15 protein-coding genes are annotated in these 19,308 nt (G+C 61.6%); 11 read left to right on the forward strand and 4 right to left on the reverse strand.

Features of this window, described 5'->3' with window-relative positions:
• Positions 1–85 precede the first annotated feature (85 nt).
• From GA0004734_RS01750 to GA0004734_RS26660, 4 genes are all read left to right on the forward strand, one after another.
• On the forward strand, positions 86–928 hold the full coding sequence (locus GA0004734_RS01750) for a glycoside hydrolase family 108 protein (RefSeq protein ID WP_245292317.1): 843 nt from the start codon (positions 86–88) through the stop codon (positions 926–928).
• On the forward strand, positions 925–1,236 hold the full coding sequence (locus GA0004734_RS25845; protein WP_175386182.1) for a hypothetical protein: 312 nt from the start codon (positions 925–927) through the stop codon (positions 1,234–1,236). Before GA0004734_RS01750 ends, GA0004734_RS25845 begins: the two co-directional genes overlap by 4 nt.
• A 132-nt stretch (positions 1,237–1,368) precedes the next feature.
• Positions 1,369–1,785, forward strand: a complete 417-nt coding sequence (locus tag GA0004734_RS01760; protein WP_092930663.1) for a hypothetical protein — start codon at positions 1,369–1,371, stop codon at positions 1,783–1,785.
• Positions 1,786–2,020: 235 nt separating this feature from the next.
• Positions 2,021–2,887, forward strand: a complete 867-nt coding sequence (locus GA0004734_RS26660; protein ID WP_280949457.1) for a CatB-related O-acetyltransferase — start codon at positions 2,021–2,023, stop codon at positions 2,885–2,887.
• 56 nt (positions 2,888–2,943) lie between these two features.
• Here the strand turns inward: GA0004734_RS26660 and GA0004734_RS01770 are convergent, their stop codons facing one another.
• Both GA0004734_RS01770 and GA0004734_RS01775 read right to left on the reverse strand, forming a co-directional pair.
• Positions 2,944–3,726, reverse strand: a complete 783-nt coding sequence (locus GA0004734_RS01770) for a glycosyltransferase (RefSeq protein WP_092930665.1) — start codon at positions 3,724–3,726, stop codon at positions 2,944–2,946.
• Positions 3,727–3,886: 160 nt separating this feature from the next.
• On the reverse strand, positions 3,887–5,044 hold the full coding sequence (locus tag GA0004734_RS01775; protein ID WP_139056219.1) for a hypothetical protein: 1,158 nt from the start codon (positions 5,042–5,044) through the stop codon (positions 3,887–3,889).
• Between the two features lie 185 nt (positions 5,045–5,229).
• Here GA0004734_RS01775 and dxr point away from each other — a divergent pair, with 185 nt between their 5' ends.
• Complete coding sequence (gene dxr / locus GA0004734_RS01780) at positions 5,230–6,420, forward strand: 1-deoxy-D-xylulose-5-phosphate reductoisomerase (protein WP_092930669.1); 1,191 nt, start codon at positions 5,230–5,232, stop codon at positions 6,418–6,420.
• A gap of 1 nt (position 6,421) precedes the next feature.
• Here the strand turns inward: dxr and GA0004734_RS01785 are convergent, their stop codons facing one another.
• Positions 6,422–6,901: a DUF2938 domain-containing protein gene (locus tag GA0004734_RS01785; RefSeq protein WP_092935766.1), complete on the reverse strand. Its 480-nt coding sequence runs from the start codon at positions 6,899–6,901 to the stop codon at positions 6,422–6,424.
• A 109-nt stretch (positions 6,902–7,010) separates the two neighbouring features.
• Positions 7,011–8,225, reverse strand: a complete 1,215-nt coding sequence (gene hemA / locus GA0004734_RS01790) for a 5-aminolevulinate synthase (RefSeq protein WP_092930671.1) — start codon at positions 8,223–8,225, stop codon at positions 7,011–7,013.
• Between the two features lie 417 nt (positions 8,226–8,642).
• On the opposite strand from hemA, the gene GA0004734_RS01795 reads away from it, so the two are divergent.
• From GA0004734_RS01795 to GA0004734_RS01820, 6 genes are all read left to right on the forward strand, one after another.
• Positions 8,643–8,900, forward strand: coding sequence for a YMGG-like glycine zipper-containing protein (locus GA0004734_RS01795; RefSeq protein WP_092930673.1), 258 nt, complete (start codon positions 8,643–8,645; stop codon positions 8,898–8,900).
• Between the two features lie 246 nt (positions 8,901–9,146).
• The gene (locus tag GA0004734_RS01800) at positions 9,147–11,066 is read left to right on the forward strand and encodes an autotransporter assembly complex protein TamA (protein WP_092930675.1); all 1,920 of its coding nucleotides are present in this window, start codon (positions 9,147–9,149) and stop codon (positions 11,064–11,066) included.
• A gap of 147 nt (positions 11,067–11,213) precedes the next feature.
• Positions 11,214–16,925 (forward strand): translocation/assembly module TamB domain-containing protein, encoded by a 5,712-nt coding sequence (locus tag GA0004734_RS01805; RefSeq protein ID WP_175386184.1) that lies wholly within the window; start codon positions 11,214–11,216, stop codon positions 16,923–16,925.
• Positions 16,926–17,112: 187 nt separating this feature from the next.
• Positions 17,113–18,036, forward strand: coding sequence for an arginase (gene rocF / locus GA0004734_RS01810; RefSeq protein ID WP_092930679.1), 924 nt, complete (start codon positions 17,113–17,115; stop codon positions 18,034–18,036).
• A gap of 95 nt (positions 18,037–18,131) precedes the next feature.
• Complete coding sequence (locus GA0004734_RS01815) at positions 18,132–18,611, forward strand: chemotaxis protein CheW (protein ID WP_062477976.1); 480 nt, start codon at positions 18,132–18,134, stop codon at positions 18,609–18,611.
• A 171-nt stretch (positions 18,612–18,782) separates the two neighbouring features.
• A complete protein-coding gene (locus tag GA0004734_RS01820; RefSeq protein ID WP_092935768.1) occupies positions 18,783–19,292 on the forward strand; it encodes a dual specificity protein phosphatase family protein in 510 nt (169 codons plus the stop codon).
• The last annotated feature ends 16 nt before the right edge of the window (positions 19,293–19,308 follow it).

Raw genomic sequence — 19,308 nt, forward strand, 5'->3', positions numbered from 1 at the left:
GTGGAGCAAGGCTGAGGGCCCTTCTGTGCTTTGCGCCATAACCTCGTGACGCCGATTATCCGGCCATCGAAACGAGGCGATGGCGATGAACGAATTCGAACGGTCACTGGCGAAGGTGCTGGTTCACGAGGGCGGGTATGTGCATGACCCGCGCGACCCGGGCGGTGAGACGAACCAGGGCGTGACGAAGCGGGTCTACGACGACTATCGTCGCAACCGTGGTGCCAAGCCCCAGAGCATCAAGCTCATGACCAATGGCGAGCGCGACTCCATCTATCGCATGCGGTATTGGGCGCTCATCAACGGAGACAGCCTGCCGGCCGGCGTCAGCTATGTCGTGTTCGACGGCGCGGTGAACTCCGGCGTCAAGCAGTCCGGCATGTGGCTGCAACGCGCTCTCGGCATGACCGGCGCGGCCGTAGATGGGGTAATCGGCCCCGGCACGCTCGCGGCGCTCCGCGGCATCAACGATCATGACGCGCTGATTGCACGCATCCTCGATCGCCGCATGACCTTCCTCAGGAACCTGAAGATATGGAAGACTTATCGCAAGGGGTGGACGAGCCGCGTCAACGACGTGCGCGCCATCGGTCAGGCGTGGGCATCCGGTTCGGTCGGTCCTGAGATCACCTTCATCGACAAGGCCAACGTCAAAGCCCGCATCGAGGATGCGAAGACGGCGCCGACCAAGGGCATTGCGGACGCAGCGACCGGCGGCGGTGTTGGCTCCGGTGCGCTGGCCGCCACGCTGCAGCAGGTGCAGGACCAGCTTGCACCCTTCAGCGCCGGCAGCGCGCTTATCGGCCACGTCGTCGCCGGGCTGGTGATCGCTACCGGCGTTCTCACGATCGGCGGCGTCGCATATCGCTGGTACGCCACCCGCAAGAAAGCCGAGCTGGCCGACGCGCTCGACAAGGTGCCAGTGTGATTGGCGTGCTGGACTGGTTGAAGCTCGGGGTCGGCGCGACCGTCGGCGCCGCGCTGATCTCCGGCCTGGCATATCTCTACGGCAAGTCGGCCGGGCGCCAGCAGGCCGCCGTCGTCGCCCTCGAAAACTCCGTCGTCATCCTGCGCAAGAGGAATGAAATCGATGCTGAAATCTCTCGCTCTGATGCTTCTGAGCTGTGCCGCTCTCTCTTCCTGCCAGACACAGAAGAGCACCGCGAATGCGTGCGACGGGTGGCAGAAGCTGACACCGACGCTGGAAACGGCGGTCAAGATCGTGGTGGACGATAGGCCGTTCGCCAATCAGGTCGCTGCGCACAATGCGCTCGGCATCCGTCAGAAATGCTGGAAGTGACGGCCGGCCGGATGCACTACTTGGGTTGAACGAACAACCCCTGATGAACGTTAAGGGTTGAGACTTCAATGAGCGATGCGGGAAACACGTCCATGACTTGGGACTGGGTCAAAGGGAATATCCCCACCATCATCGCGATCGGCGGCCTGTTCTGGTACACGGCCCAGGACAACGCCAAGATCAAGGCCCAGCTCGATGAGGGCGAGCGGTACCGCGTGACGCGCAGCACCCAGACCGACAAGAACTTTGCCGACGTCAATTCGGCTCTGAAGAACATGAGCGATCTGCCCTATCGCATGGGCGCGCAGGAGGGGAAGACCCAGGCGCTGAACGATCGCGTGGACCGTCTCGCCGACGCCATCCTCGGTTCGCAGGAGGCGATCAGGAAGGACATCGCCGGCCTCTCCACCAAGGTTGAGGTGTTGGGCTCCAAGATCGACACGTTTTCCGAAAAGCCGCAGCCCGGCAGCCTTCGCCCGAGATAAGACCGCGTTCCCAGAGATATCCGGGAACGCGCGATTTCAACGGAACGTCTGCTTATAATCCCAACACTTAGGCAGAGATTCCTAATCTGTAGGCCACTGGTTCGAGTCCAGTCGGGATCACCATGAGGCGTCTATCCAATCCTAGCTCAAGACCGCTTGGTATGCCTTCTGCTCGCGATCAATATCGCGCGCGCGATTTCACTATAGGTTAAATGATATGCAGAATAATACTTACATGGATCAGAGCAAAATCTTAGGAAAACATTGGAGATTTTCCACAGATACAGGACATGTCGGAACGGACTGCTTCGAGTTCTTGAGCGACGGAAGGATTTTTGGAGTTCAAGGTGTCAATGAATGCTTTTGGCAGATAGAAGAAGATCATATCAGCATTATGAACGTTGATAGAGTGCCCACCGTTTGCCTACGCGAGGTTATAGACCCTGACGGTAAACTAAGCCTCCAAGGGTCCCATATCCCGGACCCAAGCATCACTCTCATCCTCGAAGAGCGAGGCCTGATACATCCATCGTATGGGAGCATGAAGTACGCGCTGGAAAACGAGGTTCGGCATCTTGGATGGTCGATTGGTGACCATAGCTATGGCATGCCCACTTTTGTCGAAAAAGGGATGTCGCGGCTCGTTATAGGCAAGTATTGCTCGATCGCAGAAGGCTGCAAAATTTCCTTCGGCGATCATAGAACGGATTTTGCAACTACATACCCCTTTGCCTCGTTGCGGCACTTCTGGAAGGCACCAGAGGGCATCAATGATCATAGGTCAAAGGGAAACGTGTTAATAGGCAACGACGTTTGGATTGGCTCCGACGTCTTTATAGGATCAGGAGTAACCATCGGTCATGGTGCGGTCATTGGCGGACGAGCAGTGGTGACAAAAAACGTTCCACCTTATGCTATCGCCGTTGGAAGCCCCGCCAAAGTCGTCAAGTATCGTTTCGATGAAGATACGATAGCGCACCTTCTGGAACTGGCTTGGTGGGATCTTGATGACTACACCGTCGAGAGACTGCTGCCTCACATGCTATCTACAGATATTCATCAGTTTATCAAAGCACTACGCAACGTAAGATCCAGTCTTTAGAGAATAGAACGCCAGTGCCGGCGTTCTATTTTTTTTATAATGCTACGGAGTTAGCCTTAAGCTGCCTGATACTGTTGGAACACAGGAAGGAAATGTGCGTATCCCTCCTTATCGCGGTTGTAAATCGTTTTAAAGTCTGCACCAAAACGACCCTCATCACCCGCTTGCATCACGACAACATGAACTGGTTTTGGGCCATGAAAGTGCAGAATCAGCGCATCTTCATTTGCGCCCCAGTACGGCTTCCAATTCCATTCATCGGGAAGATGATCCCAATGTCCACGGAAAACATCGTTAAGAAGGCTCTGATCATCATACGGCGCGGTCGTAGAGAGACGCGCTTTCAAACCGGCGACGAGATCATCGCGCCGTTCTGCAAAGGCTTTGACGTTCATAACCATAACGCCGGAATTAAAGTAGCTGTAATCCCCCCTGTTATGCTCTGCGCCACAAGCTACAACGCGCGGCTCAGGGGCAATCTTTGCAACATCCTTCAAGAAAATGACATCTATATCAGTATATAGAACGTATTCATCTTCCTTTTCAAATAAAGGGATATCACATCGTAACCAATGACCACTGTAAACTTTCATTTGATCACCAAAAACAGGAATCAATTCAGAAAGCATCGTCGATCGATGTCGAAATATAGTCACACCCTGATTCTCGATCCATTCGATACGAGACTTAGTGACTTCGTCGGCGCCATCGTCGTCAAGAATACAAAAAGGCACAAGGCTAGTCTTTGCTTTCGCGGAGAGTATTGCACCTTTAATCTGATCGAAGGCATTCATCAACCCATTGTTATTGGTTGCGAAATACCATTTTTTAACAGTCATACCATACCTCTGAAAACAAGCAGATAAAGGCGTGATAGCCTTTTCGCTTATAGAAGTCTACGGTTCCCGCGGTTGATCACCAAGCGCAGCCGCAAGCACAGTGATAGCGTCGCTCAGCAGAAAATACCCCAAAGCTTGGACTACCCAATAGAAGCAGTTACTAAAGCATAACAATATGCGATTTATCTAAAATTACGTTTCCTGTTGATTGGAGACGTTCATCGAACAAGGGCTTTTGAAGCTCAATCTTTTCCCCATAATCAACGGCGTCTTCAAAGGACAGCGACGCACCTTCACGAAGCAATAGAGGGTGTTCAGTTCCATTTTCCATCAATTTTGCGATGTGGGTATCCTTTATGACAATCTCTTTGCCTGACACCGGAACAGCTTGGTCTACGGAAGCGGCGGCACCGTTATCGACTCGCTTTTTTAAGCGAAGACTCATGTGGTTGTAGATATATGACGGCTCCTTATGTGCTTCAGCCGAATACCTTTGAAGAGCCACCATATTCGAGAAAGTGGAACGCGTCGTACCGACAAAATTTGTGCCGTCCACACACAGCGCCATATCAATCAGAGAATGCTCGTTGGGACGGAAAAAGTCATCTCCAGACGTTCCGAGAAAATCTGTCTTGAACAATGCGCGAATACCGAATTTCTGCAGCAGATCGAGCTTTATCTGCTCCTTTGAAGCAGGCATTGACGGCTCATCAGCACAGATGAACACATTTCGAATATTCGGAAAGGTATTCGCTATCTTCAAACCTATCTTCATGTAGTCTACATACAGTTCCTCTGACGCCGAGCGCACTTTTATGATTTCGTTTCTGCAATGAACAATCCAGTCGTTCTCGATCCTGAATTGACAGAAGAGAACTTCGCCGTCGCGGTTGTGTATAGCCTCTCTCAGGCGCCGGAAGGACGACGTTACGAGGACACGGGGAACAAATGCACCGATCAGGTCAGAGACAAGCTGCCCCTTTAAATCCTCTTTGAGGAACTCACTGTGAGCAAATAGATGGAACGTTTTCCAAAAGCAATTTTCGTAAGATATATCGAAGTCTAGATCTGCAGAAAACGGAACAGTGGTTATTCCGTATTTTTTCAAAACGGCCTTCAATGGATCATCATCGAATATAACGCTGTAATCATACTTCTCGTAGTTGTGATTTGCTTGGTCCATTTCCGAGATTCTCGGAAATGCAAATGGAATACCGGTTTCAAACGCATGGACAACAGCACCTATAAGGGCCATTTTCTGGTTATTTATACCTCCACCGCCATGCTGGTCATACGACGATATCTTAGCTGATGTCACCCTTGAGAACTCCTCACGGTTTAGGTTGCCACTCGTCTATACCAACGTAACCTCACGGGCAAATGGACGGCCCGGCCACGTCATAGGGGGAAGATATCTGCACGTAAACGCGTCGTTCGCCATTTGCCCAACCCCCCATCTCCCGCTAGAAGCCGCAGACAAGCCAATCTATTGGAATCGCGCATATGAATGACGGTCTGCCGAGCTTTCACCACATCACCATCCTCGGTTCCACCGGCTCCATCGGCTGCAGCACGCTCGATGTGGTCGCGCAGCTTGGGGGCCGGGAGCGGTTCATGGTGGAGGCTTTGACGGGGAACGGGAATATCGGGCTGCTCTGCGAGCAGGCAAAGGCCGTCGGCGCGCGGCTGGCGGTGACGGCGGATGAGGGGCGGTATCTGGAGTTGAAATCGGCGCTCGCCGGCACCGGCATCGCGGTTGCCGCGGGGCCGAGCGGGCTGCAGGAGGCGGCCGCGCGCGCGGCGGAATGGGTCATGGCGGCGATCGTCGGCACGGCCGGCCTCGCTCCCACGCTGACCGCCGCCCGGCGCGGCGCCGATATCGCGCTCGCCAACAAGGAATGCCTGGTTTCGGCCGGGGCGCTCTTCGTAGGCGCTGTCGCCGAGGGCGGCGGGCGGCTCATCCCCGTCGACAGCGAGCATTCCGCGATCTTCCAGGCGCTGGAGGACGACCAGCGCCACGCGCTGGAGCGCATCATCCTGACGGCGTCCGGCGGGCCGTTCCGCACATGGTCGCGCGAGGCGATGGCCGGCGTGACCGCCGAGATCGCCCGGGCGCATCCCAACTGGTCGATGGGCCTGAAGATCTCCATCGGCAGCGCCTCCATGTTCAACAAGGCGCTGGAGATGATCGAGGCCAAGCACCTCTTCGACGTGGCACCCGAACAGATCGAGGTGATCGTCCACCCGCAGTCGATCGTTCATTCCATGGTCGGTTATACCGACGGCTCCGTGCTCGCGCAGCTCGGCGCGCCGGACATGCGCACGGCGATCGGCTACGCTCTGACCTATCCTGCGCGCCCGGCGCTCAATGTCGAACGGCTGGATTTCGCAAAGCTGGCACGGCTCGATTTCGAAGCGCCCGACGAGGTTCGGTTTCCCGCGCTGCGGCTCGCGCGCACCGCCTTGATGCGCGGCGGGCTTCAGGGTGCCGCCATGAACGCCGCCGAGGAGACCGCCTTCGAAGCGTTCATCGCCGGGCGCATCGGCTTTCTCGACATGGCCGATATCGCCGAGACAGTGATGGAGCGGATGATCGACTGGCCGGCAGCCGAGGATATGAACGACGTCTTTGCCGGCGATGCCGCGGCCCGCCGCTTTGCCGCCGAGGCGATCGGCGCGCGCGCCGCAGCCTGACTCAGCGAAGGAGCAGCGCCGTTGCATAGAGCCCGAGGCCGAAGGCGACGTGGGCGGCAAGGTTCAGCGCCCGCACCCGGTTCGGGTTGGGCAGCCGCGAGGCGGCAACGCCGAGGCCGAGCCCCGGCTGGAGCAGAAACCAGCCTGCCGCCACGGTGACGATGCCCCAGACCAGCGCCGGGATCAGCGTCGGCGCGGCGAACCAGTCGAGACCGACGAAAAATGCAAGCATGATCCCATAGACGATGCCGACAGCATAATGGCCAATCCAGCCGAGGGCGTTCTCGTTGGCAAAGGGCGCGGCATCGCTGATGGATTCATGGAACAGCTGGCCCCGCCCGGCATGGTAGAACCACCGCCCGACAGGCGCCCAGTTGGCTTTCGGCTGGCCAAAGGCGACCGCCAGCAGAATGGCCCAGAGATCCATGGCGAGCGTCGCGCCCACCCCGATCACCAGCCCGCGCCAGATCAGTTCCATCATCATCAGGCTTGTCCCCTCGCCATTCCCCTCGATCTCCCGTGTTCTAGATCAGAATGCGAGGGCTGCGAAGCGGAATATGCGGCGAAAACGCGAGGAGACCGACGCTGCCTCAGGCGACAGCGCGGGCCAGCGCGCAGCGCGACCACAACTGGTGCAGCGCCCCCACCAGATGGTCTATATCGCCATCCGAATGCAGCGGCGTCGGGGTGATGCGCAGGCGCTCGGTCTTCTTCGGCACGGTCGGATAGTTGATCGGCTGGACGTAGATGCCGCAATTGTCGAGCAGCAGATCCGAGATCCACTTGCACTTCGCCGCATCGCCCACGATCACCGGCACGATATGGCTCGGATTGGGCAAATGCGGAATGCCATTGCGGTCGAGAAGCGACCGCAGGCGGCGTACGCGCTCCTGATGGGCAAAGCGCTCGACCTGGCTTTCCTTCAGGTGACGAATCGAGGCCAGCGCGCCTGCGGCCAGCGCCGGCGGCAGCGCGGTCGTGAAGATGAAGCCCGAGGCAAACGAGCGAATATAATCGCAGAGAGCCGCGGAGGCGGCGATATAGCCGCCCATCACGCCAAAAGCCTTGCCGAGCGTTCCCTCGATCACCGTCAGCCGGTGCATCAGGCCTTCGCGCTCGGCGATGCCGCCGCCGCGCGGGCCGTACATGCCCACCGCATGCACCTCGTCGAGATAGGTCATGGCGCCATAGCGCTCGGCCACATCGCAGATCTCCTTGATCGGCGCGATATCGCCATCCATCGAATAGACCGATTCGAACGCGACGAGCTTGGGCGCCGCCGGATCGGCTGCCGCCAGCTTCGCCTCGAGATCGGCAACCGAATTGTGCTTGAAGATCACCCGCTCGCACTTGGCGTGGCGAATACCCTCGATCATGGAGGCGTGGTTCCCGGCGTCGGAAAAGACGATGATGCCGGGAATGCGCGAACAGAGCGTTCCCAAGGCTGCCCAGTTGGACACATAGCCGGAGGTGAAGAGCAGCGCGGATTCCTTGCCGTGGAGATCGGCAAGCTCCTGCTCCAGCAGAACATGATAGTGCGTCGTGCCCGAGATGTTCCGGGTGCCTCCCGCACCCGCGCCACAGTGGTCGATGGCGTCTTTCATCGCGTCGATCACCTTGGGATGCTGGCCCATGCCCAGATAATCGTTCGAGCACCAGACCGTGACGTCCTTGACGCCATCGGCCGTATGCCGGCGCGCCTTGGGAAACTGTCCGCGCTGCCGCTCGAGATCGGCAAAGACGCGGTAGCGGCCTTCCTCGTGAAGGCCGTCCAGTTCAGACCTGAAGAATTGCTCGAAGTTCATGCGTGTCTCCAGACCCTTGGCGTCTTTTTCAGTGAACCATCCCGGTGGCCGGCCGGCACGCGCCCTCATGGCTTGCGCGGCATCAGGCCCATTGTTTTGAATGGTTCCAGATTATCGTGAAGATTTCATTCCACCCTCATCTCAATCAAGTCAAGACCGGGGCGTAAAACAGACCTGTGACACGATATCGCGACCTTCCAGCCGGAAAACGCCGGCAGGGCTTAAAGTCGTCTTCAGCTTTTGTTCATCATAACTGTCGTCCATTCCGTTAGGGACGTTTTTTATGGCTCCGGATTGGACTTTCGGAAGGTCGCATTTAACTTCTCGCATTAAGGTTCGGGAAAAGGCAGGCGTCTGCCGTTTCAAGGCACAGTAGGGGCGTGACGGCTGACGTCGACCCCATCAGGAGAGATCACTATGAAGAAGGCCATTGTGCTGGCGGTTCTCGCCATGACGGTTGCGAGCTGCAGCCAGACGGAAAAGGGTGCCGGCATCGGCGCCGTCTCGGGCGCGGTCATCGGCGGCGCCATCACCGGCAATGTTCGTGGCGCGGCCGTGGGTGCGGCCATCGGCGGCGTTTCCGGCGCTGTTATCGGCAACGTCTCGGAACAGCCGGGCCAGTGCTACTACCGCGACCGCAACGGCAGCCGTTACATCGACGATTGCCCGCGCTGATTGCGTCTGAAAGGTTCTTTTGCCGAGGGCATGACATCGGGAAGCTCCGCGCCGGCGGGGCTTCTGTTTCCGTAACGTCACACTAACGACTGTTTCTGACGTCACGAGGCGTTGGAGACTTCATCCCCCTCACGAGGATGTGTAGTGTCACGGGACATCGCAAACGTGCAAACGTTGAAAGAGACGGCATCGCTTTCCGTGGGCGATCGCTACAGGACTGTCAGTCGACACGGGATGCGGAATCGAATGCGTTTGCCGACTGTCAGTCCCGCGTATCGTAAAGCCGGTCTTGCCTTGAGCGTTGCCGCGCTGGCACTCTGCGGCCCGGCCTCCGTTCAGGATGCCGCAGCGTTCAAGCTGTTCGGCATCAACTTTTTCGGCAAGGACAAGGACGAGGAGACCGCCGAGGTCATCGATCCCGTCACCTATACCGTGACCCTGAACGAGGGCACGGATGACGACGAGCTGAAGAGCGCGCTTTCCGGCAGTTCGCGCCTGGTGCAGGATAAGGACAAGCCCGTTTCCGGCAATCTCGGCCTTGCCATCAAGGCCCGCGACGACCGCGACAGGCTGCTGGCAGCACTGTACGAAAAGGCCCGCTACGGCGGCACCGTGCAGGTCATGGTCGCCGGCAAGCCGATCGAGAGCCTGCCGCCGGACCCGGTCTTTCCGGCCGGCGCACCCGTACCGGTCACCATCACGGTTGATCCCGGTCCCGTCTTCACCTTTGGCAATATTCTTCTGGAAAGCGATGCGGGCGGGCGCGACCCGAAGGCCTATGATCTCCAGCCGGGCAACCGCGCCGACTCGACCCTGATCATCAAGGCGGGCGAAAAGATCGTCGAAGACCTGAAAAAGGAAGGGCGGCCGCTCGCCACCCTGAAGGGACGCACCGCCGTCGCCGATCACAAGACCAACACCGTGGACGTCACGATCGGTGCCGAAGGCGGCCCGGTCGCGCCCTTCGGTACTGTGGCCATCAAGGGTGCGCGCACGGTCAATCCGGATTTCGTCGCCAATTATTCGCGCCTCAACACCGGCCGGCAATATTCGCCGGAGGAAATGCGCAAGGCCTCCGAACGCCTGCGCCAGCTCGGCGTCTTCTCCAGCATCACCATCCGCGAAGCCGAGCAGCTGGCGCCGGATGGCTCGCTGCCGCTGACCATCGAGGTGTCCGAAGGCAAGCACCGCTACTTTGGTGCAGGCGCCAAATTCTCCTCGACGGACGGCTTTGGCGTCCAGGGTTACTGGGGCCACCGCAACCTCTTCGGCGAGGCGGAATCGCTGCGCATCGAAGGATCGATCGACCGGCTGGGCGAGACCAAGGAGATCACCGATCTCGATTATACCGCCGGCATTCTCTTCACCAAGCCCGGCGTCTTCGACCCCTACTCCACCCTGACCGCCAGCGTGAAAGCATCGCTGATGGATCCGGATGCCTACAAGGCGCAGGTGGTGACCGGCGCGGTCGGCCTCGCCTATGAACTCTCGGAAGCCGACACCGTGTCGATCGGCGCGGAACTCGCCTGGAACAACATCGAGGATGCGTTCGGTGAGCGCCGCTATCTCACGCCGTCGATCCCGCTCGATTATGTCCGCGATGCCCGCGACGATAAGCTGAACCCCACCGAAGGCTATCGCGCCACGCTGAGCGTCAAGCCGAGCTACGACATCTACGGCGAGACGTTCTTCTCCTCGTTCGAAGGCTCGGCCACCGGCTATCTCGGCTTCGGCGAAGATAACAAATATGTGCTGGCGGGCCGCCTCGGCGCAGGCGTCATCGCAGCCGATGGCGGGCTGGACGATATTCCCGCGACACGCCGTTTCTTCCTCGGCGGTGGCGGCACGGTGCGCGGCTTCTCCTACCAGGAAATCAGCCCGCGCAACGCGGATGACGACCTTCTCGGCGGTCGCTCCTATGTCAACGCCAATGTCGAGGCCCGCATCGGCGTCACCAAGACCATCAGCGTCGTGCCGTTTATCGATGCCGCCACCGTTTCGGCAAAGACCGTGCCCGACTTCTCCGACGTCAAGATCGGCGCCGGCATCGGCGTGCGCTATCTCACGGCGGTCGGCCCCATTCGCGTGGATTTCGCCGTGCCGCTGAACCCCTATGACGGGGGAACGCGATACGGCATTTATGCCGGGATCGGCCAGACGTTCTGACAGCCCGCAGCAGGCGGGAGAGCATGTCGAATGCCTGCATTCCCTCGGCGGATTGCCGTTGCAATGACATGATCGCAACCTACGGGTTGCGGACATGATGACGACCGATGGGTCAGGGCGAGACGCCGGCCTGACATGGAGCAGACGATGACACGGATTTTCTCGATCGCCTTGCGCGGCTTCGCCGCTCTCCTTGGCCTTGTTGTCGTTCTCGCGCTGGCCTTCGTGCTGTTTGCGGGCTTCACGGCCCCCGGCGCGCGCATGGTCGCCAGCCTGATCGAGAAATATGCCTCGACACCGGACCAGATCGTCCAGATCAACGATCCGAGCGCGCTTCTCACCGGCAGTTTCAAGGCCGGCTCCATCGCGCTCTACGACAGCAAGGGCGCCTACGCCGAAATCCGCGAGCTGAAGCTCGACTGGTCCCCCACGGCGTTATTCTCCAGGCGGTTCGACGCCGCCAACCTTTCCGCCGGCTATATCCGCATCGACCGCCTGCCCATTCCCTCGCAGCAGACGGAAGAAGTCCGCTCCAGCTTCGCGCTGCCGCTCGACGTGAAGATCGACCGCTTCGACCTCGAGGAAGTGGTCATCGGAAAGGCGATCGCCGGCGAGGATCAGGTGCTGAACGCGGGCGGCACCGTCAATGCCACCAATTCCAGCATCGCCGCGACGGTGGCCATCGCTCAGCGTGACCGGCCCGATGCGAAGGCGCTGGCCGATGTCGTCTACGACCCCGCTGCCAATGCACTGAAGCTCGAGGCCAGCGTGGACGAGCCGAAGGGCGGCCTGCTGGCCCGCGCGCTGCGCCTGCCGGGTGAACCCGCGGTAACGGTCCGTCTGACCGGCGATGGTCCGCTGTCGCGCTGGAACGGAACCGCAAGCGCCGCCCTCGACGGACAGGAGGTACTCAAGCTGGATGGCGCCCACACGCTGGCGCCCGACGGCTACCGGACGCTGTCGCTCAACGGCGGTGGCACTTTCGCTGCCCTGATGCCGGAAACGCTGCGCCCGCTGTTCGAGGGCACCACCGCGATCGATATCGCGGCAGCACTTCAGGATGGCACCGCAATCCGCATCGATCGCGGCCGCATCTCCACTGCCGCGATCGATGTCAACGCCGCCGGCACGCTCAGCACGGTCGGCAGCAACGACCTCAAGGTGACGCTTGCCGGCGTCGATGGTCCCGCGCCCCTGCGCTTTCCCCTCGCCGGCGGAACGGCCGAATTCGCGATACGCTCGGCAGATCTTTCGCTGGTCGGCGATGCCCGCTCAGCTGTGCTCGATCTCAATGCCGCGCTCGACCGCGCCGTGCTGCCCCAAGGCACCATCGAGAATGCCGCCCTGAAGGCCCATAGCGATGCCTTCGACATGACGAACCGCAGCGGCGCCGTCACTCTCTCGCTGACGACGGGCGCGACCAAGCTTGCAAATGCCGATCTCGACCGGCTCGTCCGGGGTCCCCTGACGATCGATGGCCGCCTCGACGTCAGCCGCGACGCCATCGCCTTCAACCCGCTGACGATCGACACCGCAGCCGTCGATGGCACCCTCACCGGCAGCTATGGCCTGACCGACGGCACACTCGCGACCGATCTTCGCCTGACCGCGCCAGCAGACGCCCTGCCGCCGGCCGTCGCGAGCCGGGCAGGTGGTGCGGTCTCGCTCGACGGCCGCATCGAAACGGGAGCCGATGGCGCGCTGTCGCTCTCCGGCCTGTCGCTGAAGGCTCCGACGCTCGACGCGACCGGCAACCTCGCTCTCCAGTCGGGAAGCCTCACCGGGCGGATCGAGGCCACGGTCCCCGACATCGGTGCCTTCGCCGCCAATGCGAACGGCCGCGCCACCGTCACCGCCGATATATCTGGCCCGTTAAGCGCGCTCGGCATCAAGGCGGAAGCCAGGACCGATCAGGCGACCATCGCCGGGAGAAGCGTTACCGACCTCACTGTCATCGCCGACACCACTCTGCGCGGCGGCCTGCCAGTCGGCAAGCTCACCGCCAATGGCGCCGTCGATGGCCAAGCCGTCACCGCGACCGCCAATCTCACCACGGAAAATGGCGGGCTTGCCATACCCGCGCTCGAGGCGACGGTCGCCGAAAACCGGATCACCGGCGCGCTCACCTTCACGCCCGATTTCCAGCCGAACGGAACGTTGAATTTCGCTCTGCCGAATGTCGGCGCGCTCGCGTCTCTCGCCGGCCAGACCGCCGCCGGCGACCTCTCCGGCAAGGCGGATATCGTCAGCCGCGACGGCAAGACCTCGGTTGCGATCGACGCCACCGGCAGCGGCCTGTCGCGCGGCGATCTGTCCATCGTCCAACCGCGCGCGCAGGTCACGATTACCGACCTGAAGAACCTCACCGTCGAAGGCAAGATTACCGCCGATTCGCTCGGTCAGGGCAGCAATCGCGCCACCGGCGCGACGATCACCCTGAACAAGCTCGGCGCGGACACGAACATTGCGCTCGACGGCACCTTCGACAATGCGCCGCTATCGCTGAAGGGCGCGGTGACCACGCAGAATGGCGCGCCATCCTTCACCATCCAGTCGCTGAACGCTGCGCCCCGTGGCATTCCGCTCGAACTCTCCGATCCGAAGACGCTGGCGCTGGATCAGGGCGGCGTCCGCCTCGACAATTTCGCCATCCAGCTTCCCGGCGGCACGGCCAGCGTCACCGGCCTCGTCGGGCAGACCCTCGATGTCACCGTTGCCGTCCGTGGCAACCCGGCCGTCGAATATGCCCAGCCGATCGAAGGCGGAGAGGCCCGCGTGGCCATTGCAACGGCGGATATCGTCGCCCGAGGCCCGATGACCGGCGCCGTCATCGACGTGAAGGGCAAGCTGGCCTATGTCGCTGTGCCGCAGGGCCGGTTTGAAACGATCAACGTTATCGCCAACAGTGATCGCTTCGACATCACCGGCCGGAAGGGAGCGATTCGCGCCACTATCGACGCCGGCGCGACCCGCTTCGTCAACGCCGATCTCGGCCGCCTGCTGCCAGCGCCACTGAAGCTCGATGCGACCATCAGCGTCGCCCCGGATGCGGTCGGCTTCGACCCGGTGACCATCGACAGTGCCGGACTCGACGGCGCGGTCAACGGGCGGTTCCAGATGAGCGACAACAGCCTGCGTGCCGCACTTCGCCTCAGCGCTCCGCCGACCTCTCTGCCCGCAGCCCTTGCATCGCGGTTCGACACCAACCTCGCACTTTCGGCAAACGTCACCCGGGACACCGCCGGCGCCCTCAACGTCACCAACATCGCTGTGGATTCCGGCACCATCACCGCCAATGGCTCGCTGTCGCTGGTCGATGGACAGCTGACGGCGGCGACCGCCGGCACGCTTCCCGATCTCGGCAAGGTGCTGGCCGACGCCAAGGGCAATGCCCGCTTCACGCTGGACGCCACCGGCGCCCTCGAGCGTCCGCTGGTCAAGGCCGAGATTCGCTCCAGTGGCGCAACCCTTGCCGGGAGAACGCTGAGCGACCTCGTGGCCGCAGCCACCGTGACGGCCGATCCCGCAAATCCGCAGGCCGCGATCACCGCTACCGGCGCGCTCGGCGGCCAGGCCATCGACATCCGCACCCGGCTCGAGACGACGAACGGCCGCATCCGCATTCCCGAACTTGCTGCGCGGATCGGCGACAACCGGCTCGACGGCAGCATCGACCTGACCGAAGCCTACGAGCCGAACGGCACCATCACCTTCAACCTGCCGGATGTCGGTCTGATCGCAGCCATGGCCGGCGAGCGCGCCTCGGGCGATCTTGCAGGTTCTGCGACCATTGCCAGCACGAATGGCAAGACCTCGCTGGCTCTGAAGGCATCCGGCTCCGGCATCAAGCGCGGCGATCTCGTCATCACCCGCCCTGAGGCCGACATCACCGTCGATGACCTGAAGGCGCTCGCCATTCGCGGCACCGCCAGGGTGGAAACGATCGCGCAAGGCACAAACCGCGTTTCCGACCTCGATCTCGCCTTCGACCAGAAACAGGCCGGTCTCACCGATGTCCGCCTCGACGCGGTCTACGACAATGCGCCGCTCGTCTTCCGCGGCGCCATTGAAACGGCCGCCGCTCGCACGACCGTCAGGCTATCCACCCTTTCGGCGGCACCGCGCCAGATCGCGCTGAAGCTTGCCGCACCCTCCACCATCGTGATCGAGAACGGCACGGTACGCGTCTCCGATCTGCGTATCGGTGCCTCCGGCGGCACGCTGGCCGTCACCGGCACGGCGGGGAATGCGCTCGACCTCAGCGTCCGCCTCGACCGCCTGCCCGCCCGTCTGATCAATGCGGTCGCCCCGACGCTCGGCGCCGACGGGACGATCGACGGCTCGATTGTCGCCAAGGGCACCGCTGCCGCGCCCGATGTCACCTACGACCTGCGCTGGGCCAATGCCACGGTCGCCCAGGCGAAGTCGGCCGGCGTCGGCGCGCTGACCATTACGGCGAAGGGCGGCTTTGCCAACAACACCGTCACGCTCGATACCGACATTCGTGGCGGCGGCGGACTTGCGTTCAACGGCGGCGGCAAGCTCGGCATTGCCGGCAACCGACCGATCGACATGCGGTTCAACGGCGACCTCCCCTTCTCGCTGCTCGGCCCGATCCTCGCGCAGAATGGCTTCGTGCTGACCGGGACGGCAAAGGTCGATGCAGCGATTTCCGGTGCAGTCTCCGCTCCCATCGTCAACGGTTCCGTCACCACATCCGGTGCGCGCCTACTCGATGCCCGCCGCAACCTCGCCATCAATGGCCTGACCGCAAACGTGATCCTTGCCGGACAGCAGGCGCGGATCGAGCGACTGACGGGCACGCTTTCCACTGGCGGCTCGCTCGCCGTCACCGGCACGATCGGCATCGAGCCCGGCTCGGGCTTCCCCGCCAATCTCGACATCCGCCTCGCCAAGGCAACCTATGTCGATGGCAGCCTGCTGACCGCCAACCTCGACGGCACGCTGAAGCTGACCGGCCCCCTTACCGGTTCGCCCATCCTCAGCGGGCGCGTTGCCATTCCCAAAGCCTCCATCACCATCCCCGAAAAGCTTCCGGCATCCCTGTCGGAGATCAACATCAAGCACCGCAACGCGCCGGCCGACGTGCGCCGTATGCAGGCGCAGGTTCAAAAGGACGCAGGAGACGGCACGACCAAGAAGAGTGGCGGCATCGGCTTCGATCTGACGGTCGCGGCCTCCCGCATCTTCGTGCGCGGCCGCGGCGTCGATGCCGAGCTTGGCGGCGATCTGGTCATCCGCGGCAACGCCGCCAGTCCGGCCGTCACCGGCGGTTTCCAGATGCGCCGTGGGCGGCTGGAGATCCTGGGCAAGCGCATCGACTTCACCGAGGGGACCATCACCTTCGGCGGAAACCTCATCCCGGCACTCGACCTCGATGCGACATCGACGGCTGGGTCCACCACCGTCACCGTCAATGTCGCAGGCCTTGCCAACAGTCCCAACGTGACCTTCAGCTCCTCACCGGCCCTGCCGCAGGATGAAATCCTCGCCCAGCTGATCTTCAACCGGTCGCTCTCCAACCTTTCGGCCGTGCAGATCGCGCAGCTGGCAAGCGCCGTGGCACAACTGGCCGGCGGACAGGGCGGTTCGTTGTTCGATGGCTTGCGCAACAAGCTCGGCGTCGATGACCTCGACGTGTCCACCGACGATGGCGGCGGCGCCATGTTCCGGGCCGGCCGCTACATCAACGACCGCACCTATCTCGAACTGCAGCAGAGTGCCGAAGACGGGGCCAAGGCGGTCATCAATCTCGATGTCGGCCGTGGTGTGAAGTTGCGGGGCGAAGCCGGCTCGGAAGGCGGCGGCGCCGGCGTGTTCTACGAGAAGGAATACTGACGACCGGGCGTCTACGACGCGTCCGCAGCCTCTCCCTGCTGCTGCGGACCTTCGCACTGCGCAATCTGATGAACGCGCCTTTGCAAATCGCCAGAACGACCACGCAGATTTACCCGTGTTGCATCTTCCTGCGAAGCCTCTGCCGGTGCACAGTCCGCGCCAAATGTTTCGTTGAGGGAAGATGCAGATGGTTTCGATTGGTTTGATTGGCGTACCGCTGGAGGAAGGTTCCGGCCGCCGCGGTTGCAGCATGGGGCCGACGGCTCTCAGGATCGCCGGCATCGACCGCGTCATGGCCGATCTGGGCTTCGACGTCACAGATCACGGAGACCTTCGCCCCGATCCGGTGGACAATCTTGGACGCCATCCCGGCGCCAAACATCTGCCGATCGTCGCCGGATACACCCGCGCACTGGAGGCGGCAACCTACGATACCGCGTCGAGGGGCGCCGTGCCGGTCATTCTGGGCGGCGACCACGCGCTTTCCATGGGGAGCGTTTCGGGCATGGCCCGCTATGCCGCCGAGAGCGAGCGCCCGCTCTTCGTGCTATGGCTCGATGCCCATGCCGATTTCAACACGCCGGAAACCTCGCCCTCGGGCAATATGCACGGCATGCCCGTTGCCTTCTTCTGCGGGCATGCCGAGTTTGCGGAGATCCTGCCGCCCGGACGACCGCTCGTCGATCCGAAACGCGTCTACCAAGTCGGCATCCGATCCGTCGACGAGACCGAGCGCCAGGAGATCAACCGGCACGGCGTCAACGTCTACGACATGCGCGCGCTCGACGAGATGGGCGTCGCCGCCATCGTCAAGGAGATCCTGAAAGCCGTGGAGCGCGAGGACGGGCTGCTGCATGTCAGCCTGGACGTCGATTTCCTCGAACCGGACATCGCGCCCGGCGTGGGCACCACCGTTCCCGGCGGTGCGACCTTCCGCGAGGCGCATCTGGTCATGGAAATGCTCTGCGACAGCGGCCGCGTGTCCTCGCTCGACCTCGTGGAACTCAATCCCTTCCTCGACGACCGGGGCAAGAGCGCCCGCGTCATGGTGGAGCTCGCCGCAAGCCTCTTCGGCCGCCGTATTCTCGATCGACCGACCCGCAGCGGCTGAAACAGTCTCGTGAACATGAAAAGCTCTTTTAACCATTCATGCGGTATCCTGCAGTCTGAAAATCCGTCGTGATTTCGAATGCGGGGACAAGAGACATGAGCAACGCACTGACAATGGCCGGTTTTGGCGGCGAAACGCTGGAAATCATTGCCTTCCGGCTCCATGACCAGGAATTCTGCGTCAAGACGACCACGATCCGCGAAATCCGCGGCTGGGCGCCCTCGACGCCGATCCCGCATTCTCCGCCGGAAGTCATTGGCGTGATGAACCTGCGTGGCACGGTCATTCCGATCATCGATCTGGCCCACAAGCTCGGCATGAAATCGACCGTCGCCAACGAGCGCAGCGCCATCGTGGTCGCTGAAGTGCATTCCATGGTCGTCGGCCTTGTGGTCGATCGCGTCTCCGACATCCTGACCGTCCAGGGCAGCCAGGTCCAGCCCGTTCCGGAAGTCACCACATCCTTCGACAAGGCCTATGCCGAAGGCATCATCGCCAATGAAAATGGCATGATCTGCTTCCTCAACCTCGCCCGCATGTTCAAAGAACGCGATGTGGAAGAAATGGCGGCCTGACAGCTTCCGGACATATATATTAAATAATGCTGTTACACGCCTCTGGGAAAACCGGACGGCGGCGCGAGACACCCTTGCGCCCACCCGATCCGGAGACCGTGGCGTATGTGGACAGGTAAGAAACCATCGCTGGCAGCTCTGCTGTGGACCGCCTTCCTGCCCGCCACGCTGATGGCGGGCGTGCATTTCGGCAGCCTGCTGCTGACCGACAATTTCCATGAAGTCGTTCCCGGCCAGCTCTACCGCTCGGCGCAGCCGTCGGGCGCGGATCTCTCCAACTATAAGAGCCGCTACGGCATCCGCACGGTCATTAACCTGCGAGGCCCGAGCGACCGCGCCTGGTATCGCGACGAGGTCGAAGCGGCCGCGCGCGAAGGGCTCGTGCATATCGACTTCCCCATGTCTGCCTCCCGCGCCTTGACGACGGAAAAGAGCCGGAAGCTGATCGCAATCCTGCGCGACGCCCCCAAGCCCATTCTGATCCACTGCAAGTCTGGCGCCGACCGCACCGGTCTTGCCAGCGTCATCTATGCGAGCCAGATCGCCGGCAGGGACGAGGAGACGGCGGAGCGGCAACTGTCGATCGCCTTCGGCCACATCGCCATCCCATTCCTCTCATCCGCTTTCGCCATGGATGAAAGCTGGGAAAGCCTCGAAGCGGCGCTCGGCATGCCGGGATAGGCCGGCCCACCGCGAG

It is taken from the genome of Rhizobium sp. 9140 (assembly GCF_900067135.1).
Classification (GTDB): domain Bacteria; phylum Pseudomonadota; class Alphaproteobacteria; order Rhizobiales; family Rhizobiaceae; genus Ferranicluibacter.